The organism is Parageobacillus sp. KH3-4 (assembly GCF_022846435.1).
Classification (GTDB): Bacteria; Bacillota; Bacilli; order Bacillales; family Anoxybacillaceae; genus Parageobacillus; species Parageobacillus thermoglucosidasius_A.
Genome location: NZ_AP025627.1, coordinates 398,589 through 422,984 on the forward strand (window position 1 = coordinate 398,589; position 24,396 = coordinate 422,984).

Sequence of the window (24,396 nt, forward strand, 5' to 3'; positions counted from 1 at the left end):
TATCTTCTTATAAAGAAAAGGCACTATTATGATTAAGTGCCTTTATATTTTTATCACGTCAATAATTTTAACGTCTCCTCCACATTGCGGTTTATGTGCGAAATAAGCAGGTAATCTCCCTGTTGTCGAATTTTTCCGCTTATGTAGTTCATCATTTCGCGGGCGATGTTTGCGTCTCTCAACATAGATTCGGATGCGGTTAAGTTCGCTTCTTTTAACATGGTATTATTTAAATGATGTTCAATTGCCTCGTAATCAGCGCCGACGTTTGTTAAGTCGCTTGTTACTTTTTTAAGCGCGTTATCCACTTTTGCGATAAGCTGTTCGGCATCTGTCCGCGTTAATAGCGTCGCTCCATTTAGCCCAAGGCTTGTTGTGCTTGTATCAACCATGTCAACGGCAATCGTTTGGCCGGGATTTGCTCCGACTTGCAATATTAACGGCCTGTTTTTGCCGAGAATTTTCTGTGTATTAAATTCCAGTTTTTCCGCTGTGTCATCAATTGCTTGCAGCAGCTGATCCAATTCTTTTTGGCTGGCGGCGCGGTCATTTGCATCTAGCGTATCATTGGCGCTTTGTACGGCTAATTCCCGAATCCGCTGCAGGAGGTGATTGACGTTCATTAATCCTTCTTCGGCCGCTTTTAAAACGGAAAGGCCGTCTTGCATATTTCTTTGTGATTGCGCCAATCCTCGTATTTGCGCTCGCAATGTTTCCGAAATGCTTAATCCTGCAGCATCGTCGCTCGCCCGATAAATTCTTAAACCTGAAGAGAGTTTCTCCAGTGTTTTGGTCAGACTAGTGACATTTCGCTGATAGCGATAGGTAGAAAAAGCAATCATGGACTGGTTTTGTATTCTCATACACTCACCTCGCTCTTCTCTTTTGTCCTGCTCATTTTATATATCGACTTTTTTTCGTGAAACTTTAAAGATTCTAAATAAAGCCGATATAAAAAGTAGAGAAGTGATGCAGGAGGAAGATGATAATGAAAGTTGAAAATTCATTGCCGTTGCAGGAAACTTATGTTCCCCAGACCTCCAAAGAAGGTACAGCTTTGATGCAAAAAATTATGGAGCAACAGAGCGAGCGCAATGAAGAGGTACAAGTGTCGAAAAACAAGGTGGAAGAAGTCACTAACAAATTAAACGAGTTTTTAGAGATTCACAACCGTTCCCTTAAATTTATACTGCATGAAGGGTTGAATCAATATTACGTGCAAGTCATCGATTCCGACACAAACGAAGTGATACGGGAAATTCCTCCTAAGAAATTGTTAGACGCTTTTTACACGATGCAAAAATTTCTCGGCATGATCGTTGATGAAAAAATTTAGAAAGGGGCGAGTAATATGGCACCGATGCGAATCGGCGGTTTAGCGAGCGGAATGGATATCGATCAGCTTGTGAATGATTTAATGAAGGCGGAACGCATTCCGCTTGATAAATTATATCAGAAAAAGCAAATTTTTGAATGGCAGCGCGATGCCTATCGCGAAATTAACCAAAAATTAGCTGATTTCGATCAATATTTATTTGATAATTTTGTGTTATCCAGTAACTTTTATAAAAAAACGGCGACTTCATCAAACGAAGCGGCGGTGAGCGTGAAAGCGCTGAGTTCATCATATGATTCAACGAATACGATAACGGTTTCTCAATTGGCAACGGCTGCTACTGGTGTATCAAGCACTGTAGGGGGCACATCGACTTCGACGCTTGGAAGCTTGGATCCAACGTTTACACAAGATACGACGATTACGATTGCCGCTCTTCAAGCTGATGGGACATATAAAGAAGAAGCGATTACGTTTAAACCAACTGATACGATTGCTGATGTCGTGCAAAAGCTCAACCAGTCAGGCTTGAACATTAATGCGATTTTTGATGACGGGACGCGAAAGCTTGGCATTTCTACGCGTGGAACGGGTTCGTCGGCTAATAGCAGCGCTGCGGAAGTTTATGTAAAATCTGCGACTGGCGTTGATATTTTTAATACAATATTTGGTTTTGCCACAGGAAACGATGCAAACGGTAATCCGGGTGTGACAGTTCTAGCTGACGGGGGACAAAACGCAAAATTTACGTTAAATGGATTAGAAATGGAAAGACAGTCCAATACATTTACAATTAACGGAATAGAATACACGTTGAAAGCTGTAACTTCCACTCCTGTGACGGTCACTTCCTCCACTGATGTTGACGGCATGATTGCGAAAATTGAAGAATTCGTCAACAAATACAATGAACTAATCGGGGCATTAAATGATAAAATCCGCGAAAAGCGTTATCGCGATTACCCGCCGCTTACTGATGAACAAAAAAAGGAAATGACGGAAAAGCAGATCGAGCTATGGGAAGAAAAAGCGAAGAGCGGATTGCTTCATGGGGATTCAATTATTTCGAATGGATTATCGCAAATGCGACGTGACTTGTATAGTAGAGTAGATGGGATCGGCGAGAATGTCATTGATACTCTTTCTGAATTGGGGATTACCACAACAAGTGAAATTTCTAGCGGCGGCAAGCTTGTGATCGATTATGGCAAGTTGCGACAAGCGCTTGAAAGCGATCCTGATAAAGTAGTGAAAACATTGACGCAAAGCGGTGCAATCACCAAGGATTCTACCACTGGTCAAGTGACTTCTGACACGCGCGGCATTGTGCAGCGCCTTCGTGATACAATAAAAGGGATGATAACCAATATTGAGAAAAAAGCAGGTAAACCGACGTACACGGAAAATCAATATTCCATCGGTCTGCAGCTAAAGGATGTTGAGAATCAAATTTCAGATTTTCAACGGCGCCTTCAAGATATTGAATCCCGTTATTGGCGGCAATTTACGGCGATGGAGCAAGCAATCCAAAGAGCGAACCAGCAGTCAATGTTCCTAATGGGGCAATTTGGTGGAGGAATGTCGGGCTAAGTCATTAACTACTAGATGGGGAGATGCTAACACATGACTACTCAGCAATTTCATCAAGTTTATAAAAAAAATAGCGTGAGCACCGCTTCGCCGGGCGAATTGACATTAATGCTTTATAACGGTTGCCTGAAGTTTTTAAACAAAGCCAAACAGGCGATGCGTGAAGATAACATACAAGAGCGGAATACGAATTTGCAAAAAGCGCAAAGAATTATTCAAGAACTTATGGCGACATTGAACCAAAAATACGAAATCGCCAAGCAAATGATGGCCATGTATGAATATATGAACCGGCGGTTGATCGAAGCCAACATAAAAAACGACATTTCCATCGTTGAAGAAGTAGAGGGATTTGTAGCAGAGTTTCGCGATACATGGGAAGAGGTCATTCGTTTAAACCGCCAAAAGCAATTTAAAGGAGATCAGGTTTAATGGATTTGATCGAGCAGCTTGTTTCCTGTTCGGAAAGCTTGCTGAAAGTTCTTCAGCATCCAGCGGATGAACGTGACAAGCAAGTGGAGAAAGTGGAGCAATTGTTGGCTGAAAGGGAAAAAATTATCACCAGATTAAAAGAGGAATCACGCGAAAACTTAAACCAACATCCTAAAGCTCGAAAAATTGTGGAAATGGAACAAGACATTCAAAAAGATTTGCGCCGTTTATATGAAGATATAAAAATGGATTTGAAAAAATGGAACGAAAAAAAACGTTTACGTCAATGTTATACGAACACTTTCGCTCATGTTGCAACATATGACGGTCGTTTTTACGATAAGAGAAAGTAGTGGACTGCCTTATTAGAGACGTCTCTTTCACATTATAGTCTTTAAAGGCAAAAGAGGGTGTGCATTGCAAACACCCTCTTTTCTTTTATCACAAAATTTTCAAAAACCATTTGCCGATTCAAGGAGGATTTTGTTTGATATTGTAGAATATAGCACATATAGCCTTGATAAAGGAGTGGTCAGCGATGATCTATAACGTTCGCGGGGAAAATATTGAAGTAACTCCAGCATTGCGTGATTATGTCGAGAAAAAAATCGGAAAATTAGAAAGATATTTTGAAAACACGGAAAATGTTCACGTTCACGTCAATTTAAAAGTATACAACGATAAGCAAGGGAAAATCGAAGTGACGATCCCAATGCCGCAGTTGCTGTTGCGCGCGGAAGAACGCCACGATGACATGTACGCGGCCATTGATTTAGTAGCAGATAAATTGGAAAGACAAATTCGCAAACATAAAACGAGAGTCAATCGCAAATTGCGCGATCGTGATAAAGGAGCAAAGCAAGTGCTTGCGGTGCAAACTAGCGCTCCGGTAGAGGAAAATGAGGAAGAAGAATTTGAGATTGTCCGCACGAAACATTTCAGCTTGAAACCGATGGACAGCGAAGAGGCGATTTTGCAAATGAACTTGCTTGGCCATAATTTCTTCATCTTTACGAACGCGGAAACGAACCGCACGAACATCGTGTATCGCCGCAAAGACGGAAAATACGGTTTAATTGAAGCAAACTGACATCCATCCCCTGCCAGCGCCGGCGGGGGATGTTATAATGTTAAAGAAGGAGCGGAAAAATGATGGAGGAGCTTTTGCGGCAGATTTTAGTAAAGTTGGACAAGATCGAAACGAATGTTGGACGATTTCAATCAGAAGTCCGTGGTCGTTTTGAGCAAATTGACAAACGTTTTGAACAGATCGACAAGCGTTTCGCTCAAGTTGATGAACATTTTGCTGAAATGAATAAACGCTTTGCTCGGGTTGATGAGCGCTTCGCTCAAATGGAAAAACGTTTCGCAACAATGGAAGCACGGTTAGAACGTTTAGAGCAAGGAATGGAAGAGGTAAACGGCCGCCTTGATCGTCTTGAAAATGATATGGTGAATGTGAAAGGGCGGCTTGAACGGGTGGAACGGGGATTATGCGAGGTGAAAGAAGCTTTACTGCGTCTGGAAAATCAAGTCGCTGACGATGTACATGCCCTGTTGAAAAATATAGATAAGAAAGTAGAAGAAAAAGGATTTGAAATATATGCGCTCAACAAGCGTCTTTTACATGTAGAAGGGGCTATTGAACAAATTCAATCCCAGGAATAAAGCTACTCCAGCTATAAAGGCCTTTCTTTCCAGCGTTTCCCCTTTGTGCCTCTCCGCGTCTTAGTTGTCACCCATCTATGTACGTGATATTATGTAAATTAGTGATTCTATTGAATAAGGAGCGTTTTCTATGCTTGGAGTATTGAAAAAAGTGTTTGACCCAAACAAACGCCAGCTTAGCCGTTTAGAAAAGATCGCTGACCAAGTCGATGCGCTTGGCCCGGAGATGGCAAAGCTTTCTGATGACGAGTTGCGCCAAAAGACCGAGGAATTTAAGACGCGTTACCAACAAGGCGAATCGCTTGATGATTTGTTGGTTGAAGCGTTTGCCGTCGTGCGCGAAGGGGCAAAGCGTGTCCTTGGATTATATCCGTATAAAGTGCAAATTATGGGCGGCGTCGTCCTTCATGAAGGAAATATCGCCGAAATGAAAACAGGGGAAGGAAAAACGTTAACGGCGACGATGCCTGTTTATTTAAACGCCTTAACTGGAAGAGGCGTGCACGTCGTGACGGTCAACGAATATTTGGCGACCCGCGACGCGACGGAAATGGGCAAGTTGTACGAGTTTTTAGGACTAAGCGTCGGCTTGAATTTAAGCGGCATGTCGCGCGAAGAAAAGCAGGCGGCGTATAATGCCGATATTACGTACGGAACGAACAACGAGTTCGGCTTTGACTATTTGCGCGATAACATGGTGCTTTATAAGGAGCATATCGTGCAGCGTCCGCTCCATTACGCGATCATTGACGAAGTGGACTCGATTTTGATTGACGAAGCGCGGACGCCGCTCATCATTTCGGGCACCGCGCAAAAATCGACGAAGTTGTATATCCAGGCGAACGCGTTTGTGCGCACGTTGAAAAAAGATGTCGATTATACGTACGATGAGAAAACGAAAAGCGTGCAGCTGACCGAAGAAGGGATTACGAAAGCGGAAAAAGCGTTTGGAATCGACAACCTGTTCGACTTAAAGCATGTAACGCTGAACCATCATATTAATCTGGCGCTTAAAGCGCATGTGGCGATGCACCGCGATGTTGATTACGTCGTGGAAGACGGAAAAGTCGTCATCGTCGACCCGTTCACCGGCCGCTTGATGAGAGGACGCCGCTACAGCGACGGGCTGCATCAGGCGATCGAGGCGAAAGAAGGACTGGAAATTCAAAACGAATCGATGACGCTCGCGACAATTACGTTCCAAAACTACTTCCGCATGTATGAAAAATTGGCGGGGATGACGGGAACGGCGAAAACGGAAGAAGAAGAATTCCGCAACATCTATAATATGCAAGTCGTCGTCATTCCAACAAACAAACCGGTCATCCGCGAAGACCGCCCGGATTTGATTTTCCGGACGATGGAAGGAAAATTCCGCGCCGTAGTGGAAGATATTGCACAGCGCCATGCGAAAGGGCAGCCAGTGCTTGTCGGGACGGTGTCGATTGAAACGTCGGAACTGCTTTCGAACATGTTGAAAAAACGTGGCATTCCGCATAATGTATTAAATGCGAAAAACCATGCGAAAGAAGCGGAAATCATTGCCCAAGCCGGCCAAAAAGGCGCCGTGACGATCGCGACAAACATGGCCGGACGCGGCACGGACATTAAGCTTGGCGAAGGTGTGAAAGAGCTTGGCGGCTTGGCGGTCATCGGCACGGAGCGCCATGAAAGCCGCCGCATTGATAACCAGCTGCGCGGCCGTGCAGGTCGTCAGGGCGACCCGGGCGTCTCGCAATTTTACTTGTCGTTGGAAGATGAACTGATGCGCCGGTTCGGTTCGGAAAGTTTAATGTCGATGATGGACCGGCTGGGCATGGATGATTCGCAGCCGATCCAAAGTAAAATGGTCACCAAAGCGGTCGAGTCGGCGCAAAAACGGGTCGAAGGCAACAACTTCGATGCCCGCAAGCAGCTGCTTCAATACGACGACGTGTTGCGTGAGCAGCGCGAAATCATTTACCGCCAGCGCTATGAAGTGCTCGACGCGGAGAACCTTCGCGATATTATTGAAAAAATGATGCAATCGGTCATTGAGCGCGTCGTCAACACTTATACGCCGAAAGAAGAGCTTCCGGAAGAATGGAATTTAAAAGGAATTGTCGATTACCTGAACGCGAATTTGTTGCCGGAAGGCGATGTGACCGTTAACGATTTGCGCGGCAAAGAGCCGGAAGAAATGATTGAGCTTATTTGGGAAAAAGTGAAAGCGCGCTATGACGAAAAAGAACGGCAAATTCCACCGGAACAAATGCGCGAATTTGAACGCGTCATCGTTCTGCGCGCCGTCGATATGAAATGGATGGACCATATCGACGCGATGGAGCAGCTGCGCCAAGGCATTCATTTGCGCGCGTACGGACAAATCGATCCGCTTCGCGAATACCAAATGGAAGGGTACGCGATGTTTGAAAACATGATCGCTTCCATTGAAGAAGAAGTGGCGAAATATATTATGAAAGCGGAAATTCATAGCAATCTCGAACGCCAGGAAGTGGCGAAAGGCGAAGCGGTTCATCCGAAAGAAGGAGAAGGGGAAACGAAGCGGAAACCGTACCGGAAAGCGGTGCGCATCGGCCGCAATGATCCTTGCATTTGCGGAAGCGGCAAGAAATATAAACATTGTTGCGGCAAAAATGCATAACGGTTGCGGCGAAGCGGGGGATTTCCCCTCGCTTTGTTTGCGCGAAAAGGCCGCAGCCCTCATTGATTCTCCCTTTGAAAATCCAGTACAATGAGTAACGAGGTGAGGCATTATGATCGACTTAATCGAAATAAAGCAGGAACTCGAAAAAATGGCTAAGCGATTAGCGGAAATAAGGGGGTCTCTTTGACCTCGAAGCGAAGCAGGCGCGCATTCGCGAGCTAGAAGAACAAATGGCGGCGCCGGACTTTTGGGATGATCAAAAAGCGGCGCAAACCGTCATTACCGAGGCGAATGAGTTAAAAGACTTAGTCAGCGAATTTCAATCGCTCGAGGAGCGGTACGAAAACTTGGAAGTGACGTACGAATTGGTGAGAGAGGAACCGGATGAAGACTTGCAAAAAGAGCTGGTGACAGAAGCGAAAAAACTAGCGAAAGATTTTAGCGAATTTGAGCTTCAGCTTCTTTTAAATGAGCCGTACGATAAAAACAACGCGATTTTAGAGCTTCATCCTGGCGCGGGCGGCACCGAGTCGCAAGACTGGGGTTCAATGCTTTTGCGGATGTATACGCGCTGGGCGGAGAAAAAAGGGTTTAAAGTGGAGACGCTGGACTATTTGCCTGGTGAAGAAGCGGGGATTAAAAGCGTCACGCTTCTCATTAAAGGGCATAACGCGTACGGCTATTTAAAATCGGAAAAAGGCGTGCACCGTCTTGTCCGGATTTCTCCGTTCGATGCGTCTGGCCGCCGTCATACGTCGTTCGTCTCTTGTGAAGTGATTCCAGAGATGAACGATGACATTGAAATTGAAATCCGCCCGGAAGAGATTAGAATTGATACGTACCGTTCCAGCGGCGCCGGAGGGCAGCACGTCAACACGACGGACTCCGCCGTGCGCATCACCCATATTCCGACTGGCATTGTGGTGACGTGCCAATCGGAGCGTTCGCAAATTAAAAACCGCGAAAAAGCGATGAACATGTTAAAGGCAAAGCTTTATCAAAAGAAATTGGAAGAACAGCAGGCCGAGCTTGCTGAAATTCGCGGCGAGCAAAAAGAAATCGGCTGGGGGAACCAAATCCGTTCGTATGTTTTCCATCCTTACTCGCTTGTCAAAGACCACCGCACGAACGTCGAGGTTGGAAACGTGCAAGCCGTGATGGATGGCGAAATCGACATATTTATCGACGCGTACTTGCGTTCCAAACTAAAATAAAAAAGAGATTGACTTAAAATTGACCACAAACGGAATATGTGGGTTTCCTCACATGTTCGATTCGTATATACAAGCAGCACAGAAGGGTGTCCCATCACTTTTGGGGCGCCCTTCTTTTTTGCAAATCCTAATTCTTATATAAAAATTTCACTTTCAGTCTAGCGCACTTCGTACTTCAATCTATGGAAATACAGACGATTTGTGGCGTTTCGTTTTGCGCAAAGTCCCGGACTTAATCTTTTTTTGTGTGAACTGACTTGCTGGTGGGGGCGATTCCTTGTTTTTAACGGGCGACGTGTTTTTGTTGCGCAAGCTGGCTTTACCGCGCTGCTGCTTTAATTGGCTGCCATTTACTTACGGAAATGGGCGTGCTATACTCTCATGGGAGGGCGGATGAATGAGAAGAAAAAGTCAACCATTGCATCCGAAAATGGAGCTTGTCATAGAATATTTGTACATATTGATTGGTTCGGCGATTGTTGCCGTGGCGTTTAATCTTTTTTTATTGCCAAACCGCGTTGCTTCCGGGGGCGTCAGCGGAATCAGCACGATCGCCCATGCGGTGTTCGGCTGGCAGCCTGCCTATGTGCAATGGGCACTCAATATTCCTTTGTTCGTTGCGGGAGTTGTTTTGCTCGGCAGGCAGTTTGGGATGAAGACGCTTGTCGGCACATTGTTTTTGCCGCTTGTTGTCTATTTTACGAAAGATGTCGAACCAGCCACCCGTGACCCGCTGCTCGGTTCGCTGTTTGGCGGCATTGGCGTCGGGCTTGGCCTCGGCATTGTGTTTCGCGGCAAAGCGTCGACAGGCGGAACCGATTTGGCGGCGCAAATCATTCATAAATACACCGGATTATCCCTCGGCATGTGCGTGGTGTTGATCGATGGGCTCATCGTATCGGCCGCCGCGTTCGTCTTTGACATTGAACAAGCGCTATATGCGCTCATCGGCCTTTATGTGACAAGCAAAACGATCGATTTAGTGCAAGTCGGGCTCGGCAGCTCGAAAATGGCGATGATCATTACCAATGAGGAAGAAAAAGTGCGCCGCGCGATTTTGCATGAAATTGACCGCGGCGTCACAAGGCTGTCGGGATATGGCGGCTATACCGACCATGAACGCCCGGTGTTGATGTGTGTGGTGCAGCAAGCGGAATTCACAAAATTGAAACAATTGGTCAAAACCATTGATCCATCAGCGTTTGTCATTGTGATGAACGCCGCCGAAGTGCTCGGGGAAGGATTTAAGCGCACGTAATTTTTGTAAAATCGGTTATAATAAACAATGAACGCAATTATTGGACTAGGAGGAGTTTGTTTTATGAAGTGGAAACTTGCCAGTCTGTTTATTGGCGCTTCGCTTTTGCTCGCTGCCTGTGGCGGTGGAAATGACGCGTCCAATAACAACAACGATAACGGTGGCGGCGCGACGGCATCGGCGGCAGAAGAGATTTTCCAACAAAACTGTTCTTCGTGTCACGGGAAAGATTTATCAGGCGGTGCAGGTCCAAACTTGCAAAAAGTTGGAAGCAAATACTCGAAAGATGAAATTAAAAAAATTATTGAAAACGGACGCGGCAGCATGCCGGCTGGCGTTATCAAAGGAGAAGACGCCAACAAAGTGGCGGAATGGCTTGCGTCCAAAAAATAATAGTGATTGCCGATCCGGCACCTTACAAGGGCCGGATTTTTTTGTGTAATGTTTTTGAAATATAAATGTAAAATTAAAGTTTAAAAGATAATGCTATAATAAACTTTGCGGAATTTTGTATGATCGATTCGAAATAAGGCGAAACAGCTCGAGTGGTAACATCAAAGAAAACGAGATTAGGTGATCAAGCATGATTGAGATGCAAGATGTATACAAGACGTATCCGAACGGCGTAGTAGCGCTGAACGGGGTGAACGTCCGCATTAAGCAAGGGGAATTTGTGTATGTCGTTGGACCAAGCGGCGCGGGAAAATCGACGCTTGTGAAAATGATATACCGTGAAGAAAAACCGACAAGTGGCACCATTATGGTCAACGGCGTAAATCTTGCAAAATTAAGAGACAGCAAAGTTCCATTATTGCGCCGGCATATCGGGGTCGTCTTTCAAGACTTCAAATTGCTTCCTAAGCTAACGGTATATGAAAATGTAGCGTTTGCTTTGGAAGTAATTGAAGAATCGCCGAAAGTGATTCGCAACAAAGTGATGGAAGTGCTCGAATTAGTCGGTCTAAAGCATAAAGTGCGCTCATATCCAGATGAGCTTTCCGGGGGGGAGCAGCAGCGTGTTTCGATCGCTCGCTCGATTGTGAACTCTCCGAAAATTGTCATTGCTGATGAACCGACAGGAAATTTAGACCCGGAAACATCATGGGGAATTATGGAATTATTTGAAAAAATTAATAATCGCGGTACAACAATTGTGATGGCGACACATAATCGCGAAATTGTCAATACGATTAGACGCCGCGTCATCGCAATGGAAAACGGGAAAATCGTCCGTGATGAGGCGAAGGGAGAATACGGCTATGAGGCTTAACACTCTAAAACGCCACATGCGGGAAAGCGCGAAAAGTCTTGGCAGAAACGGATGGATGACGTTCGCTTCCATCAGTGCGGTGACCGTTACGTTGCTATTAGTCGGCGTTTTTTTAGTCGTCATGTTTAATATGAACCATTTTGCGAAAAAGATTGAAAACGATGTTGAAATTCGCGTCCATATTGACGTGGCGGCGAACGATCAAGATAAACAAGCGCTTCGCGCGCAGATTGAAGCGATTCCTGAAGTGAAGGACATACGCTATTCTTCGAAAGAACAAGAATTGAAAAACTTAATTAAAAGTTTCGGAGAAGAAGGTTCTTCGTTCCGTTTGTTTGAACAAGATAATCCGCTAAGCGATGTTTATGTTGTCAAGACGGAAAAACCGACAGACACGATCAAAGTGGCCAAACGGATTGAAAAGTTCCAATTTGTGCACAAAGTGAATTACGGCCAAGGTCAAGTCGAAAAATTGTTCAGCACGTTGAAAGTGGCGCGAAACATCGGGATTGTGCTGATTATCGGCCTGTTGTTCACTGCAATGTTTTTAATCTCGAATACGATTAAAATTACGATTTTTGCGCGGCGGCGCGAAATTGAGATTATGAGATTAGTAGGAGCGACGAACGGGTTTATTCGTTGGCCGTTCTTTTTGGAAGGATTGTGGCTTGGTGTCATTGGCGCGATTTTTCCAATTGTTTCGATCTTGGTCGTTTATTATAACATTTACAAATTTTTAGAGCCGAAAATTACGGTTCCGTTTATCGAGCTTCTGCCGTTTTATCCGTTTATGTGGCAAATCAGCTTGATTTTACTTATTTTTGGGGCGTGCATTGGCGTTTGGGGAAGCATGATGTCTGTCCGCAGATTTTTGAAAGTTTAATAGAAAATAGAAAATAAAAGGGAGAGGAGAATGGATTTATGAAAAGAAGGAAAGTGATGGCGCTTGCTGCGGCGACGGCGTTGAGCATCGGAATTTTTCCACATTTTGCAAACGCGGTAAGCGACCGGGAAATTCAAGAAAAACGGGATGCGATTAACGCCATTCGTTCCAAACAGTCTGCGGTTCAAAATAAAATAAACAATGCTGATCAACAAATTCAAAAATTGCAGACACAGCAAAAAACGCTCTCTTCGGAAATTGACAAGCTCGATTTAGCGGTGGAAGAGACGAGCGGAAAAATCCGCAGCTTGTCGGCGGACATTCAAAAAACAAAACAAGATGTGGAAACGTTGAAGCGAGAAATCGCTGAAATACAAGAGCGTATCGAAAAGCGGAACGAGATTTTAAAAGAACGCGTTCGCTCGCTGCAGGAAAGCGGCGGAGTGATCAGCTATCTTGAAGTATTGCTTGGGTCGCAAAGCTTCAGCGATTTCATTGACCGCATCAGCGCAGTGACAACCATTTTTGAGGCGGACAAACAAATCATTCGCGAACAACAGGCCGATAAAGCGCTGAAAGAGAAAAAAGAAAAGGAACTTACCGATAAACTAAATAGCCTTCAAGCTGATTTGAAAGAACTAGAGCAGCTTAAGCAAAAATTAAATGAGCAAATCAACCAAAAGAATCAATTAATGGCGAATTTGAAACAAAAAGAGCAAGAACATCATGAAATGAAAATGGCGCTCGCGGAAGAACAAGAACTGTTGAGAAAGCAGGAAGCAGCTGTGAAATATCAGCTTCAACAGCTGATGGAGAAAAAACGGGCGGAAGAAGCAGCAAAACGTAGAGTGGTTGCTGACCATACATATTCATCTTCATCCTCATCCGGAAGCGGAAGTAATGACACTTATAGCGGTGGTTCATCTAGTTCTCGAGGCGCGTCGAACGTTCCGCCTGTTACAAGCGGTGCGTTTATGAGACCGGCGAACGGTCCGATTACGTCTGGATTTGGCTATCGCAGCTTTGGCGGCGGCGAGTTCCATCCAGGAATCGATATTGGCAAACGCGGTGCCGTTGTTCCTGTTGTTGCGGCGGCTGACGGATATGTGTTCCGGTCGTATTTGTCTAGCAGCTATGGAAACGTCATTTTCATTACTCATGTGATTAATGGGCAAGTATACACGACCGTATACGCGCATCTTGAAGCTCGTCTCGTCGGCGAGGGACAAGCTGTTCGCAAAGGGCAAGTCATCGGTTATATGGGCAATACTGGCCGTTCCACAGGGCCTCATCTTCACTTCGAACTGCATCGCGGCCAATGGAACCCGGCGAAATCCAATGCGGTAAATCCGCTTGATTATATTAATTTTTAAACGTTAAGCCGAGCAGTGTCCCACTGCTCGGTTTTTTATCTATATCAAGGTGTCTATTTTCGAAGGGAATAACGGTTGGACGTATCGCAAAGCGCATGGCCATGATAAAATTTCGCTTTCAGTTCGGTGAACTTGGACCGCTGAAAAACAAAGCCATTTTTGAGCGGAAGGCAATCATTTTTGTTGACAGGCCCAAATGGCTGTTTTATTATTTATCTTGAATTCAAGATTTATGAAACAAAGATAATATCGAAAGGAGTGTTTTGGTGATGGCAAGCATCGGATTGTTATTAATCCGTTTAGTTTTTGGACTTACATTCGCGGGGCATGGAGCCCAAAAGTTGTTCGGCTGGTTTGGCGGGCACGGACTTAAGGGAACGGCCGGCTGGATGGAGTCGATCGGGTTAAAACCAGGAAAGGCGATGGCGTTTGCGGCAGGGGCAAGCGAACTAGTCGGCGGTATTTTATTCGCCATTGGTTTATTGACTCCGCTTGCTGCTTTATTAATGGTTGTGCCGATGATCGTGGCAATCGCAAAAGTGCATGGGCCAAACGGATATTGGGCGACGCAAAACGGATATGAGTACAATCTGGCAATTATCGTGGTTGCCATTGGGGTGGCGCTCATCGGTCCGGGGCAGTATGCGCTCGATGCGATTATTTTTGAATAAACTTATCGATAAATAAAATAAGGAGAGAGTGTGTATATGATTCAAGTATATCCCGCGCAATCCCGCTATCATGCGGATTATGGATGGTTAAAGACATACCATAGCTTTTCTTTTGGCGACTATTATGATCCTAATAATATCCATTTTGGTCCGATGCGTGTATTAAACGATGATTTTGTCGCTCCGCTGAGAGGATTTGGCGCCCACCCTCATCAAGAAATGGAAATTGTTTCGATTGTGCTAAAAGGATATTTAAAACATGAGGACAGCGCGGGGCATACCGCGACGACAACGTTTGGCGGCGTGCAGCGGATGTCGGCAGGGACAGGGATCGTGCATTCGGAAACGAACCCATCGCCAACCGAAGAAGTGAATTTTTTGCAGCTATGGTTTTTTCCTGAAGTCCGCGGGTTAACCCCATCATATGAGCGGACGACGTTTAATGTGGAGAAAATGAAAAACGCGTTGCTTCCGGTTGTGACGAAAAATCCTTCTTCTTCGGAAATTGCCCATATCCATCAAGACTTGACGATTTATCTTTCCGATTTAGAAGCGGGGCGCGGACTCACATTTTCGCAGCAAGAAGGACGAAGAATCTTTTTCTTTGTGATTGAAGGCGATGTTACATTAAACGGGGAAACGGCGCTGCGCAAGCGCGATTCGGCGCGGATTACGGAAACGCCGACGCTTCATATCGCATCAGAAAATGGCGCGCGTTTTATGCTAATTGATTTACCGTAATGAACGCGGAGACTGACTCAAAATGTTGTTTGGCCACAAACAGAATACCTATATTGTTCGGTGCGTAATATACAGTGACACAGAATGGTGTCCCATCATTTTTGGGACACCTTCATTTTTTTCAAGACCTATTTGGGTTGAGAAAACATCGGGAAATGTGTAAACTAGTAATGCAGAGAGACAGAATGCGATCATACAGTGTACAAGCTGGTCATATGATGAAAATAGAAGGCATCGCACGACACGTTGTGTGGTGCCTTTCCTGTATGGTATAGGGTGAGGAGGAGAAATTGTGAATAAAAAAACAACAGCAATGCTTATGGCTTTATCGATGTTAGTTGGCGCCGGTGGCACGTATGCAGGCATGCAGCTTGCGGCGCCTGATGACAATCATGATGTAGCGTTTGTTGCGCCGGATAAAACGTTAACGAACAACGATGAGAAAGAACTGAAAAAAGTTGAACAAGCTTACGAACTGATTAAAAACCGCTATGTAGAAAAAGTCGATGACGACAAATTAATTCAAGGCGCGATCCAAGGAATGATCAGCACGCTGAACGATCCGTATTCTGTTTATATGGACGAAGAAACGACCGAACAATTTAACGAGTCGCTCGATTCTTCATTTGAAGGAATCGGTGCCGAAGTCAGTATGATTGACGGAAAAGTGACGATTGTCGCACCGATTAAAAACTCGCCGGCGGAAAAAGCGGGATTAAAGCCAAATGATCAAATTTTGCGGGTAAATGGCGAAAGTCTCGAGGGGCTTGATTTATATGAAGCTGTGTTGAAAATTCGCGGAAAAAAAGGGACGACGGTGCAATTGGATATTCTTCGCCCCGGCGTCAAAGACGTGATTAAAGTAAAAGTCGTCCGCGATGAAATTCCGATTGAAACGGTGTATGATTCCGTAAAAACGTATAACGGGAAAAAAGTCGGCTATTTGGAAGTGACGTCATTTTCCGAGAACACAGCGCAAGATTTTAAAAAGAAATTGGCGAAACTGGAGGAAGATCATATCGATGGCTTAATTATTGACGTGCGCGGCAATCCGGGTGGCTATTTGCAAAGCGTGGAAGAAATTTTAAAACAATTCATTCCGAAAGATAAACCGTACGTGCAAATTGAAGAGCGCGATGGCGATAAGCAGCGTTTTTATTCCGATTTGACCGTGAAAAAGCCGTACCCGATCGTCGTGTTAATTGACAAAGGTAGCGCGTCTGCTTCGGAAATTTTGGCTGGCGCGATGAAAGAAGCAGGTGGATACAAACTCGTCGGCGAAACATCGTTCGGAAAAGGAACGGTGCAACAAGCGATTCCGATGGGGGACGGCAGCAACATAAAATTAACGCTTTATAAATGGCTGACGCCGGACGGCCATTGGATTCATAAGAAAGGAATTAAGCCGGATGTTGAAGTCAAACAGCCTGATTACTTCCACGCCAGTCCGCTTCATATCGAAAAAGCACTTTCCTTTGATATGAACAACGAACAAGTGAAAAATGCCCAACAAATGTTGAAAGGGATTGGATTTGACCCGGGCCGCACCGACGGATACTTCAGCAAAGAAACCGAGTCAGCGGTAAAAGCGTTCCAAAAAGCGAATAAGCTCCCGCCAACCGGAAAAATTGATAAAAACACCGCCGACGTATTGCAGGCAAAAGTGATGGATGCGATTCGCAACGAAAACAATGATGTTCAGCTAAAAACGGCGATGAAAGTGTTGTTTCCATAAAACGAAACGGGCAGCGCCTTGAGCGTTGCCCGTTTTTTAACGAGAAAATACAAACCGTTTTTGTCCAATATAATTCAAAATCGTATAAAATCCTGCGCCAAGCAAAAGCGCTGCATCGTTTGCCATGCGGGGAGAAATGACGCCGGCCGTCAGCGCCGCCCAATCAACGAGCTGTTTGCTTAGACGGTACGAAAAATAGTAGCACACGATCATAACCGCGATAAAGCGGAATGCGCCTTCGATAATGGAGACATTGCTTTGAAACGTAAACGTTCGATTCAATATGTAGCTTACGACCGCGCCGATCGCATTGCCGACCAACGTTGCCCACCAATACGAAATGTGGGAGAGATGGTAAAGAAGATACATTATCGATAATCCGACCGCAGTGTGGATGATGCCGACAAGCAAAAATCGGAAAAATAGCTGATTCATAGTCGCACCTTTTCTTTTTTGGAAAATGGCGAAAGCGATGGAGAACGCAACGTTTTTTCAACCGTAAACCGCGGCCGTCTTTTTACTTCTTGGTAAATTTTCCCGATGTATTCTCCAATAAGGCCGATTCCCATTAGCAACAAGCCGCCGATGAACCAAATTGAAATGATGATGGATGTCCAACCCGATTCGGCATGGCCAAGCAATTTGACGGCCAGTGCGTATATGCCGGCGATGCTGCTAAGGAGAAAAGCGAGAAATCCAATGAACGTAATGAAGCGAATCGGCGCGATGCTAAAAGAAGTAACTCCATCAAACGCAAACGCCAGCATTTTTTTAAGCGGATATTTCGATTGCCCAGCAAAACGTTCTTTACGGTCATAAAACACTTCTGTTGACCGAAAGCCAAGCAGCGGCACGATTCCGCGCAAGAAGATGTTTACTTCTGTGTAGCGGCTCAATTCCTCCAGGGCACGCTTGCTCATTAACCGAAAATCGGCGTGATTGTACACTAATTGAACTCCTAATTTTTGCATGAATCGGTAAAACCATTGTGCGGTCGCTCTTTTAAACCATGTATCGGTATCGCGACTGCGCCGCACTCCATAAACGATGTCATAGCCTTCATGATATTTCATGACAAATTCACGGATGGCGGAAACATCGTCTTGCAAATCCGCGTCAATGGAAATGACGCAGTCGGAATCATTTTTTGCCGTTTCCAGTCCAGCGAGCAGCGCTTTTTGGTGGCCAAAGTTGCGAGACAGCTTAATGCCAGTGACAAACGGGTTTCGTTCGCTTTCTTGTTCAATAAGCTCCCATGTACGGTCACGGCTGCCATCATCGACAAACAATATTTTGCTTCCGATCGCGATTAAATGCTCCTCCAATAGATTTTCCAAGGCGTTTGTTAACTGTTTGATCGTTTCCGGCAAAACATCCTCTTCGTTATAACAAGGAACGACGATCGTCAAAATCGGTTTTTGCATCGTTTTCTCCTCCTTTCTTTACTCCACTTCGTATAAATAAATTTTCCAAACGGATTGCGAATCTTCGAACGTTCTTAACAATCGAAGGTGAATTTCCTTTGCGTTCATGATTGGGACGGAAGAGAAAATATAGCGTCCTCCCATCTGCTTAAACACTTTCGTATTGATATCGAAATGATGAATTTTTTTATGTGACGTTTTGCGGAACATGTAGTGTTTACCGAGCTCGGCTGAGAACAGATAGACGCGATTGCCCCAATGATCAAAGTAATCTTTCAGGACAGGGCTTTTATCCAGCTCTTTGGCGATAATTTTGCGAAATTGATGTTTGTAAGACAATGGATAAAAATTGTTATACGTATCGAGGGTGTAAAACCCGTTATATTGCGCAATCGCCGGATGAAGTCCGACGCTGGCGACGCGATAGGAACTTTGTGGTTTGCCGATATATTGTTTGATTTCGTTAAACAAATGTTCCGCGTAAAATTCTTTAAACGAAGGCGTCCCGATGAGGCGGTAGCGAATCTCTTCGTTAAAGCCGCCAAGAATCAATAGTTGCAGCGCCAAGACGACAGGAACAACGCGCCGCCACCGGATTCCCCGTTTCCAAAGAATTTGCAATGCCAACGCAAAATCTAAATAGATGACCATTGGCCGCAAAAAATGAAACCGGGCAAAGTTAAACGTATTTAACAAAGAAAAGCGTTCTTTTAACGGCTGCCATCCTTTGTAAAACCAAAACGCGTACCATGTCGACAAGACAAAATTCAACACAAACAAGAAAAGGAATCGCTTTTCGAGCGTTTCGCTTCGTTTCGCCCAAGCGAAAAAGAAAGCGATCCATAAGATAGGCAGAATGACAAACGTATGCACGGTCATCACATGCGTATGGCCAAGCAAGTAGTTTTTGAACGTAAGCCGCACGCAATGGAAGAAACTGAGCCGCGAAGAAAGAAATTCGTTTCGGCTTGTTGGTTCTTCGCCAAATACGAGCGAATAAACGAGGCGATATTCAATGGCCAAGAAAATGCCTGTCATCAGCGCGATCGCGCTAAAAAACGGCCAGTTCCACCGCTTTTGGACGATGACGTCCCGCAGCCATAGCAGCGCCATTGCGGCAAGAAAGAAGAAAAATCCGAGCACGAAGCTTGCGTAAAACGGCAACAGCACAAGAACAAGCCATTCTTTCCATGTCGCTTCGCCTTTTCGGATCGTTAAAAACGCCCATAGCGCCAGCGGCATGCCGAGGGTGCTCAACATCCCCGACGGCCAAAACGGGGTGAGAGCGAATGCCAATGACGCGCCGACGCGAATGAGATAGGATTCTTTATTTGGAAGGAAATGCCTTTTTAACAATGCGTACATGCCGATAAACGCGAAAACGCGGGTGATCGTCTGGCTAAGCGCGTAAGCGACCATCGAGGGAAACAGCGCATGGAGCCAAACGATGCCGCTGAATTCTGTACCGAACGCGTTGCGCGGAAGCCCGTTAATTACTTGCGGAATCGTCGCGTTAATCGGGCCGAACAGCTCACCACTTCGCGTCAGCACTTTATACCAAGCGATGTTTGAATCCATGTTGTCATGTACCCGGATATGCGCGTCTTCTCCTAGTATATAAAGCGGAGAAAGGTAAACAGCTAAAAGAAGCAAAGCGATCCCGATCGCCGTTCGTTCGTTTCGCTCCATTATTGTTCTCCTCCTTTTTGATGGAGCTTCAGTAAAGCACCGTTCATTATAAATAACGACCATTAAAAAATAATAAAAAATCAATGAAGAAAATGTAAAGGAATTTTGCCCGCAAAAAAACTCCTTTTCTCGAAAAAGAGTAAAGGAGTTTTTTGAAATAATGAGAATTACGGAAACAAACTCATAAAGTGGCCGAGACCGCGGCGTTTCGGTTTTTTCTTGGTTTTTTCCGCTGCGTCCGCTTGTTCTTTATTTGCGTTTTCTTCTAATTTGGCAATGCGCTGTTCGAGTTTATGAAGATGGGAGGCTAATTCTTCGATTTCTTGACGATGCTGGAGAAGCTGAACGGAAACGACATCGTCGGCTTTTTGATCGAGCCTGTGTTCGATGTGCTGGAGGCGGGAGGCAAGCTGATTGTAAACGGTGAATAGCGCTTCAGCGGAGAATTGGTTTGGCGGCTCTTGGCTGTCGCGTTGTTCCAATGCCGCTCCTTGTTCAAATTTTATTTGTTCCAACAGAGAGACCGCTTCGGCGTCGAATACGTAGTGGCCCGCTTCATTTTTCTTGCATGGGATATGATATTTTTTTACCCAGCGCTGAATCGTTTTCGGCGATACTCCAAGGCGTTTCGCGATATTGCTTGTTTTTAATTCCATCTACATGATTCCTCCTTTTCCATCTTGTTTTATATCATTTTCCACCGCGGCGGAAATTCCTTTCTGCTTGACAAAACTAGTGCGGATTCGGCAAAGAAAGTGGTGATGCGGAACAGTTCGGCATCAAGTGGCAAAAGCTGCTGAAAAAAATATGCGTGCGATCATAGGATTTATGACAGCGATTTGGTAGAATAAAAAATAAAGGGTCGCGAATATAACGAGGTGGTGGCGGTATGTCCATATGGGTGTTGGAAGCGCTCCGAGGTGTTTTGCGGCTATTTGTGCAGCCGTTGTTTTACTACGGAATAGTGTTGGCGCTTGCCGCTGGATGGCGGCGTGTAAAACGGGAAAGAAAATATTTTCATATTCGCGTATACAGTCCGTATCATGAAAGCAAGTTTTTTTGGCGAAGCGGCCTCGCTGCTGGGTTGATTTTATCGCTAGCGACTATCGCTGCCGGCGTCGCGTTGCCGCGTGATGCTGTTTCACTCATTGCACTTGTGACGATCGCGTTTGGATTGACGTTGCAAATGCGGCTGCTTTCTCCAGCGTATACGGTGGGAACGACGTTGTTGATTGTTAGTTTTCTAGCAAACGATAAAGAAATTTTCCCGGCTTTGAAACGCTTTTTTCCAGAGCTTGGCGAGACGAATGTGGCGGCGCTCGCGATTTTGCTCGCCTTATTGCTTTTTGTAGAAGCGTGGCTTATTTTACGTAACGGCGCCATCGAAACATCTCCGCAGCTAGCGAAAAGCAAGCGCGGCTTTGTCGTTGGGGAGCACTGGTCACAGCGGCTTTGGTTCGTTCCTGTATTGCTTCCGGTGGCCGGGGAGCTTCCACCGCCATTTTCATGGTGGCCGTTGTTTCCTTGTGACGGGGATTCTTATTCATTGATGCTTGTGCCGTTTTTCATCGGATTTTCCCAGCGCGTACAAGGGACGCTCCCGAAAACTTCGATTCGTTTCGCCGGCCAAAAAATGATGCTGCTCGCATGGATGGTTAGCTTGTTTGCCATAGGCGGATATTGGTATGTGCCGCTTTCAATAGTTGCGGCGGCGCTTGCGTTGATCGGAAGAGAATGGCTTGCTTTCTCCCTGCATCGACAAGACCGCTTGAAGCCTCCGCATTTTTCGAAGCGTGAACATGGGCTTGTCATTTTAGGCATTCTTCCACACTCGAAGGCGGAAAAAATGGGGCTGCAAATTGGCGAAGTGATCACGAAAGTGAACGGGGTGCCGGTAAAAACGGAAACGGAATTTTATGAAGCGTTGCAACGAAACCGGGCATTTTGTAAATTAGAAGTGGTGGACGAAAATGAAGAAGTTCGTTTCGTCCAAGGAGCGTTATATGAAGACGAACATCATGAGCTTGGTCTGTTGTTTGTCAAAGAGCGGGAAAAATGGGCGTTAGAAGCCGTCTAATAAGGGGATTTCGTATGTGGTTTATTATTGCGTTAATTGTGCCATGTTTGCTTGTGCTGTTATTTACTCGCGTTACGTATAATCATTATATTGGGACGTTGTTGACAGTCGCGTTACTCGTCGCTTCCTATTTTAGAGGATACACGGACGAGCTGCATGAAATTTTGGCGGATATCGTATCAACGACGGTTGGGTTTTTGTATGCGGGAAAAATGGTAAAACAGTTAAAAGAATAATCGCACGACATACAGTCATGTTTAATCGCGGCGAACGGCAAAAATGCCGTTCGTTTTTTCATTGGAAGTCGTTTTCTATTTTGGAACGAATATAAGTTCGCTTTTTTATGCATCTTTTTTGCTGATGTGCTACAATGAAAATTAAGATGAAACGAAACAGGAGGTCGAATCGGTGGGAGACCGTTTTGAATTAGTGTCGGCATATAAGCCGCAAGGAGATCAGCCACAAGCGATCGCCAAACTGGTCGAAGGCATTCGCAAAGGCGTAAAGCACCAAACGCTGTTAGGGGCAACGGGGACAGGAAAGACGTTTACGATTTCGAACGTCATTAAAGAAGTAAACAAACCGACGCTTGTGATTGCCCATAATAAAACGTTAGCAGGGCAATTATACAGCGAGTTAAAAGAGTTTTTTCCGAACAATGCAGTTGAATATTTTGTCAGCTACTACGATTATTACCAGCCGGAGGCGTATGTGCCGCAGACGGATACGTATATTGAAAAAGACGCAAAGATTAACGACGAAATTGACAAGCTGCGGCACTCGGCGACATCGGCGCTGTTTGAGCGGCGCGATGTCATTATTGTCGCAAGCGTATCGTGCATTTACGGGTTAGGATCGCCGGAAGAATACCGTGAACTTGTCGTGTCGCTGCGCGTCGGCATGGAAATCGAGCGCAATGTTTTGCTGCGCCGTCTTGTCGATATCCAATATGAACGGAACGACATTGACTTTCAACGCGGAACGTTCCGGGTTCGCGGAGATGTCGTTGAGATTTTTCCTGCTTCTCGGGACGAGCATTGTATTCGCGTTGAATTTTTTGGCGATGAAATTGACCGCATTCGCGAAGTCGACGCGCTGACGGGGGAAATTATCGCGGAACGCGAGCATGTCGCGATTTTTCCGGCTTCCCACTTCGTGACGCGGGAAGAAAAGATGCGCTTAGCGATCGAAAATATTGAAAAAGAGTTAGAAGAGCGGCTGCGCGAATTGCGGGAACAAGGGAAACTGCTAGAGGCGCAGCGGCTTGAGCAGAGGACGCGCTACGATTTAGAGATGATGAGGGAAATGGGCTTTTGTTCGGGAATTGAAAACTATTCCCGCCATTTGGCGTTGCGCCCGCCAGGCTCGACGCCGTATACGCTGCTCGATTATTTTCCTGACGATTTTTTAATCATCGTGGATGAATCGCATGTGACATTGCCGCAACTCCGCGGTATGTACAACGGAGACCGGGCGAGAAAGCAAGTGCTTGTCGACCATGGCTTCCGCTTGCCGTCTGCGCTTGATAACCGTCCGTTAACGTTTGAGGAATTTGAGCAAAAAATCAACCAAATTATTTATGTTTCCGCCACTCCTGGTCCGTACGAGCTCGAACATAGCCCGGAAGTCGTCGAACAAATTATTCGTCCGACGGGGCTGTTGGATCCGACGATTGACGTCCGCCCGATTGAAGGGCAAATCGATGATTTAATCGGGGAAATTCAGGAGCGCGTGAAGCGGAATGAACGGACGCTCGTGACGACGCTGACGAAAAAAATGGCGGAAGATTTAACAGATTACTTGAAAGAAGTCGGCATTAAAGTCGCGTATTTGCATTCGGAAATTAAAACACTCGAGCGCATTGAAATCATTCGCGATTTGCGGCTTGGCAAATACGATGTGCTTGTTGGAATCAACTTGTTGCGGGAAGGGCTGGATATTCCAGAAGTATCGCTTGTCGCCATTTTGGATGCGGATAAAGAGGGATTTTTGCGCTCGGAACGTTCACTGATCCAAACGATCGGCCGCGCTGCAAGAAACGCGAATGGCCATGTCATTATGTACGCCGATACGATTACGAAATCGATGGAAATTGCGATTAATGAAACAAAACGGCGCCGTGCGATTCAAGAGGCGTATAACCGTGAGCACGGCATTGTGCCGCAGACGGTGAAGAAAGAAATCCGCGATGTCATCCGCGCGACGTATGCGGCGGAAGAAAAAGAAACATACGATGCAAAGCCGTCTTACGGCAAAATGACGAAGAAAGAACGGGAAAAGCTGATCGCCGATTTGGAAAAAGAAATGAAAGAGGCGGCAAAGGCGCTCGATTTCGAGCGGGCTGCCCAATTACGCGATATTATTTTCGAGTTAAAAGCGGAAGGATGA

At 45.6% G+C, this 24,396-nt stretch carries 24 protein-coding genes; 19 read left to right on the forward strand and 5 right to left on the reverse strand.

All coding sequences use genetic code 11. The annotated features are described in order from the left end of the window. Positions 1 to 53: 53 nt before the first annotated feature. Positions 54 to 863 (reverse strand): flagellin N-terminal helical domain-containing protein, encoded by an 810-nt coding sequence (locus tag MWM02_RS01950; protein ID WP_244402837.1) that lies wholly within the window; start codon positions 861 to 863, stop codon positions 54 to 56. A 122-nt stretch (positions 864 to 985) separates the two neighbouring features. On the opposite strand from MWM02_RS01950, the gene flaG reads away from it, so the two are divergent. The 16 genes from flaG (at position 986) to MWM02_RS02030 (ending at position 16,818) form a co-directional block, all read left to right on the forward strand. Beyond that, complete coding sequence (flaG, locus tag MWM02_RS01955) at positions 986 to 1,336, forward strand: flagellar protein FlaG (RefSeq protein ID WP_244403585.1); 351 nt, start codon at positions 986 to 988, stop codon at positions 1,334 to 1,336. Between the two features lie 15 nt (positions 1,337 to 1,351). Continuing rightward, a complete protein-coding gene (locus tag MWM02_RS01960) occupies positions 1,352 to 2,926 on the forward strand; it encodes a flagellar hook-associated protein 2 (protein WP_244402838.1) in 1,575 nt (524 codons plus the stop codon). Positions 2,927 to 2,959: 33 nt separating this feature from the next. After that, a complete protein-coding gene (gene fliS, locus MWM02_RS01965; protein WP_244402839.1) occupies positions 2,960 to 3,358 on the forward strand; it encodes a flagellar export chaperone FliS in 399 nt (132 codons plus the stop codon). After that, a complete protein-coding gene (fliT, locus tag MWM02_RS01970; RefSeq protein ID WP_244402840.1) occupies positions 3,358 to 3,711 on the forward strand; it encodes a flagellar protein FliT in 354 nt (117 codons plus the stop codon). The genes fliS and fliT overlap by 1 nt, the downstream gene beginning before the upstream one ends. Positions 3,712 to 3,896: 185 nt before the next feature. Continuing rightward, a complete protein-coding gene (gene hpf / locus MWM02_RS01975; RefSeq protein ID WP_244402841.1) occupies positions 3,897 to 4,448 on the forward strand; it encodes a ribosome hibernation-promoting factor, HPF/YfiA family in 552 nt (183 codons plus the stop codon). A 59-nt stretch (positions 4,449 to 4,507) separates the two neighbouring features. Then, the gene (locus MWM02_RS01980; protein WP_244402842.1) at positions 4,508 to 5,026 is read left to right on the forward strand and encodes a hypothetical protein; all 519 of its coding nucleotides are present in this window, start codon (positions 4,508 to 4,510) and stop codon (positions 5,024 to 5,026) included. 130 nt (positions 5,027 to 5,156) lie between these two features. After that, complete coding sequence (gene secA, locus MWM02_RS01985) at positions 5,157 to 7,670, forward strand: preprotein translocase subunit SecA (RefSeq protein ID WP_244402843.1); 2,514 nt, start codon at positions 5,157 to 5,159, stop codon at positions 7,668 to 7,670. 115 nt (positions 7,671 to 7,785) lie between these two features. After that, positions 7,786 to 8,887, forward strand: a protein-coding gene (prfB, locus tag MWM02_RS01990; RefSeq protein ID WP_099458904.1) for a peptide chain release factor 2 whose coding sequence is annotated in 2 segments (ribosomal slippage) — positions 7,786 to 7,857 and positions 7,859 to 8,887 — 1,101 coding nt in all. Because the reading frame shifts where the segments join, the coding sequence is not laid out codon by codon here. 397 nt (positions 8,888 to 9,284) lie between these two features. Continuing rightward, entirely contained in the window at positions 9,285 to 10,145 is an 861-nt protein-coding gene (locus MWM02_RS01995; protein WP_244402844.1) for a YitT family protein, read from the forward strand. Between the two features lie 63 nt (positions 10,146 to 10,208). Then, the gene (cccB, locus tag MWM02_RS02000) at positions 10,209 to 10,538 is read left to right on the forward strand and encodes a cytochrome c551 (RefSeq protein WP_064552162.1); all 330 of its coding nucleotides are present in this window, start codon (positions 10,209 to 10,211) and stop codon (positions 10,536 to 10,538) included. 190 nt (positions 10,539 to 10,728) lie between these two features. Beyond that, positions 10,729 to 11,415 carry a cell division ATP-binding protein FtsE gene (gene ftsE / locus MWM02_RS02005; protein WP_064552161.1) on the forward strand — a complete coding sequence of 229 codons (687 nt, stop codon included), beginning with the start codon at positions 10,729 to 10,731 and terminating at the stop codon, positions 11,413 to 11,415. Further along, complete coding sequence (ftsX, locus tag MWM02_RS02010; protein WP_064552160.1) at positions 11,405 to 12,298, forward strand: permease-like cell division protein FtsX; 894 nt, start codon at positions 11,405 to 11,407, stop codon at positions 12,296 to 12,298. The genes ftsE and ftsX overlap by 11 nt, the downstream gene beginning before the upstream one ends. Positions 12,299 to 12,336: 38 nt before the next feature. Next, positions 12,337 to 13,671 carry a murein hydrolase activator EnvC family protein gene (locus tag MWM02_RS02015; RefSeq protein WP_244402845.1) on the forward strand — a complete coding sequence of 445 codons (1,335 nt, stop codon included), beginning with the start codon at positions 12,337 to 12,339 and terminating at the stop codon, positions 13,669 to 13,671. Between the two features lie 269 nt (positions 13,672 to 13,940). After that, entirely contained in the window at positions 13,941 to 14,342 is a 402-nt protein-coding gene (locus MWM02_RS02020; RefSeq protein ID WP_064552158.1) for a DoxX family protein, read from the forward strand. A gap of 36 nt (positions 14,343 to 14,378) precedes the next feature. Further along, positions 14,379 to 15,083, forward strand: coding sequence for a pirin family protein (locus MWM02_RS02025; RefSeq protein ID WP_064552157.1), 705 nt, complete (start codon positions 14,379 to 14,381; stop codon positions 15,081 to 15,083). A gap of 292 nt (positions 15,084 to 15,375) precedes the next feature. Then, positions 15,376 to 16,818: a S41 family peptidase gene (locus MWM02_RS02030; RefSeq protein ID WP_064552156.1), complete on the forward strand. Its 1,443-nt coding sequence runs from the start codon at positions 15,376 to 15,378 to the stop codon at positions 16,816 to 16,818. 36 nt (positions 16,819 to 16,854) lie between these two features. Here the strand turns inward: MWM02_RS02030 and MWM02_RS02035 are convergent, their stop codons facing one another. From MWM02_RS02035 to MWM02_RS02050, 4 genes are all read right to left on the reverse strand, one after another. Beyond that, positions 16,855 to 17,253 carry a GtrA family protein gene (locus MWM02_RS02035; protein ID WP_064552155.1) on the reverse strand — a complete coding sequence of 133 codons (399 nt, stop codon included), beginning with the start codon at positions 17,251 to 17,253 and terminating at the stop codon, positions 16,855 to 16,857. After that, positions 17,250 to 18,242, reverse strand: a complete 993-nt coding sequence (locus tag MWM02_RS02040) for a glycosyltransferase family 2 protein (protein WP_064552154.1) — start codon at positions 18,240 to 18,242, stop codon at positions 17,250 to 17,252. Before MWM02_RS02040 ends, MWM02_RS02035 begins: the two co-directional genes overlap by 4 nt. 18 nt (positions 18,243 to 18,260) lie before the next feature. Beyond that, positions 18,261 to 19,931, reverse strand: coding sequence for a DUF6044 family protein (locus tag MWM02_RS02045; RefSeq protein WP_244402846.1), 1,671 nt, complete (start codon positions 19,929 to 19,931; stop codon positions 18,261 to 18,263). Between the two features lie 167 nt (positions 19,932 to 20,098). Continuing rightward, complete coding sequence (locus MWM02_RS02050; RefSeq protein ID WP_064552152.1) at positions 20,099 to 20,587, reverse strand: MerR family transcriptional regulator; 489 nt, start codon at positions 20,585 to 20,587, stop codon at positions 20,099 to 20,101. Between the two features lie 233 nt (positions 20,588 to 20,820). Here MWM02_RS02050 and MWM02_RS02055 point away from each other — a divergent pair, with 233 nt between their 5' ends. From MWM02_RS02055 to uvrB, 3 genes are all read left to right on the forward strand, one after another. Further along, positions 20,821 to 22,008, forward strand: a complete 1,188-nt coding sequence (locus MWM02_RS02055; RefSeq protein WP_244402847.1) for a PDZ domain-containing protein — start codon at positions 20,821 to 20,823, stop codon at positions 22,006 to 22,008. A gap of 14 nt (positions 22,009 to 22,022) precedes the next feature. After that, positions 22,023 to 22,244: a CsbA family protein gene (locus MWM02_RS02060; RefSeq protein ID WP_064552150.1), complete on the forward strand. Its 222-nt coding sequence runs from the start codon at positions 22,023 to 22,025 to the stop codon at positions 22,242 to 22,244. Positions 22,245 to 22,416: 172 nt separating this feature from the next. Continuing rightward, positions 22,417 to 24,396, forward strand: a complete 1,980-nt coding sequence (gene uvrB, locus MWM02_RS02065) for an excinuclease ABC subunit UvrB (RefSeq protein ID WP_064552149.1) — start codon at positions 22,417 to 22,419, stop codon at positions 24,394 to 24,396.

Coding starts and splice junctions, on each gene's coding strand:
- MWM02_RS02015 (WP_244402845.1), top strand. CDS start 12,337: ATGAAAAGAAGGAAAGTGATGGCGCTTGCTGCGGCGACGGCGTTGAGC.
- MWM02_RS02035 (WP_064552155.1), bottom strand. CDS start 17,253: ATGAATCAGCTATTTTTCCGATTTTTGCTTGTCGGCATCATCCACACT.
- MWM02_RS02025 (WP_064552157.1), top strand. CDS start 14,379: ATGATTCAAGTATATCCCGCGCAATCCCGCTATCATGCGGATTATGGA.
- secA (WP_244402843.1), top strand. CDS start 5,157: ATGCTTGGAGTATTGAAAAAAGTGTTTGACCCAAACAAACGCCAGCTT.
- hpf (WP_244402841.1), top strand. CDS start 3,897: ATGATCTATAACGTTCGCGGGGAAAATATTGAAGTAACTCCAGCATTG.
- MWM02_RS01980 (WP_244402842.1), top strand. CDS start 4,508: ATGATGGAGGAGCTTTTGCGGCAGATTTTAGTAAAGTTGGACAAGATC.
- cccB (WP_064552162.1), top strand. CDS start 10,209: ATGAAGTGGAAACTTGCCAGTCTGTTTATTGGCGCTTCGCTTTTGCTC.
- MWM02_RS01995 (WP_244402844.1), top strand. CDS start 9,285: ATGAGAAGAAAAAGTCAACCATTGCATCCGAAAATGGAGCTTGTCATA.
- MWM02_RS02040 (WP_064552154.1), bottom strand. CDS start 18,242: ATGCAAAAACCGATTTTGACGATCGTCGTTCCTTGTTATAACGAAGAG.
- MWM02_RS02020 (WP_064552158.1), top strand. CDS start 13,941: ATGGCAAGCATCGGATTGTTATTAATCCGTTTAGTTTTTGGACTTACA.
- MWM02_RS01950 (WP_244402837.1), bottom strand. CDS start 863: ATGAGAATACAAAACCAGTCCATGATTGCTTTTTCTACCTATCGCTAT.
- MWM02_RS02050 (WP_064552152.1), bottom strand. CDS start 20,587: ATGGAATTAAAAACAAGCAATATCGCGAAACGCCTTGGAGTATCGCCG.
- ftsX (WP_064552160.1), top strand. CDS start 11,405: ATGAGGCTTAACACTCTAAAACGCCACATGCGGGAAAGCGCGAAAAGT.
- MWM02_RS02045 (WP_244402846.1), bottom strand. CDS start 19,931: ATGGAGCGAAACGAACGAACGGCGATCGGGATCGCTTTGCTTCTTTTA.
- MWM02_RS01960 (WP_244402838.1), top strand. CDS start 1,352: ATGGCACCGATGCGAATCGGCGGTTTAGCGAGCGGAATGGATATCGAT.
- fliS (WP_244402839.1), top strand. CDS start 2,960: ATGACTACTCAGCAATTTCATCAAGTTTATAAAAAAAATAGCGTGAGC.
- MWM02_RS02060 (WP_064552150.1), top strand. CDS start 22,023: ATGTGGTTTATTATTGCGTTAATTGTGCCATGTTTGCTTGTGCTGTTA.
- fliT (WP_244402840.1), top strand. CDS start 3,358: ATGGATTTGATCGAGCAGCTTGTTTCCTGTTCGGAAAGCTTGCTGAAA.
- ftsE (WP_064552161.1), top strand. CDS start 10,729: ATGATTGAGATGCAAGATGTATACAAGACGTATCCGAACGGCGTAGTA.
- MWM02_RS02055 (WP_244402847.1), top strand. CDS start 20,821: ATGTCCATATGGGTGTTGGAAGCGCTCCGAGGTGTTTTGCGGCTATTT.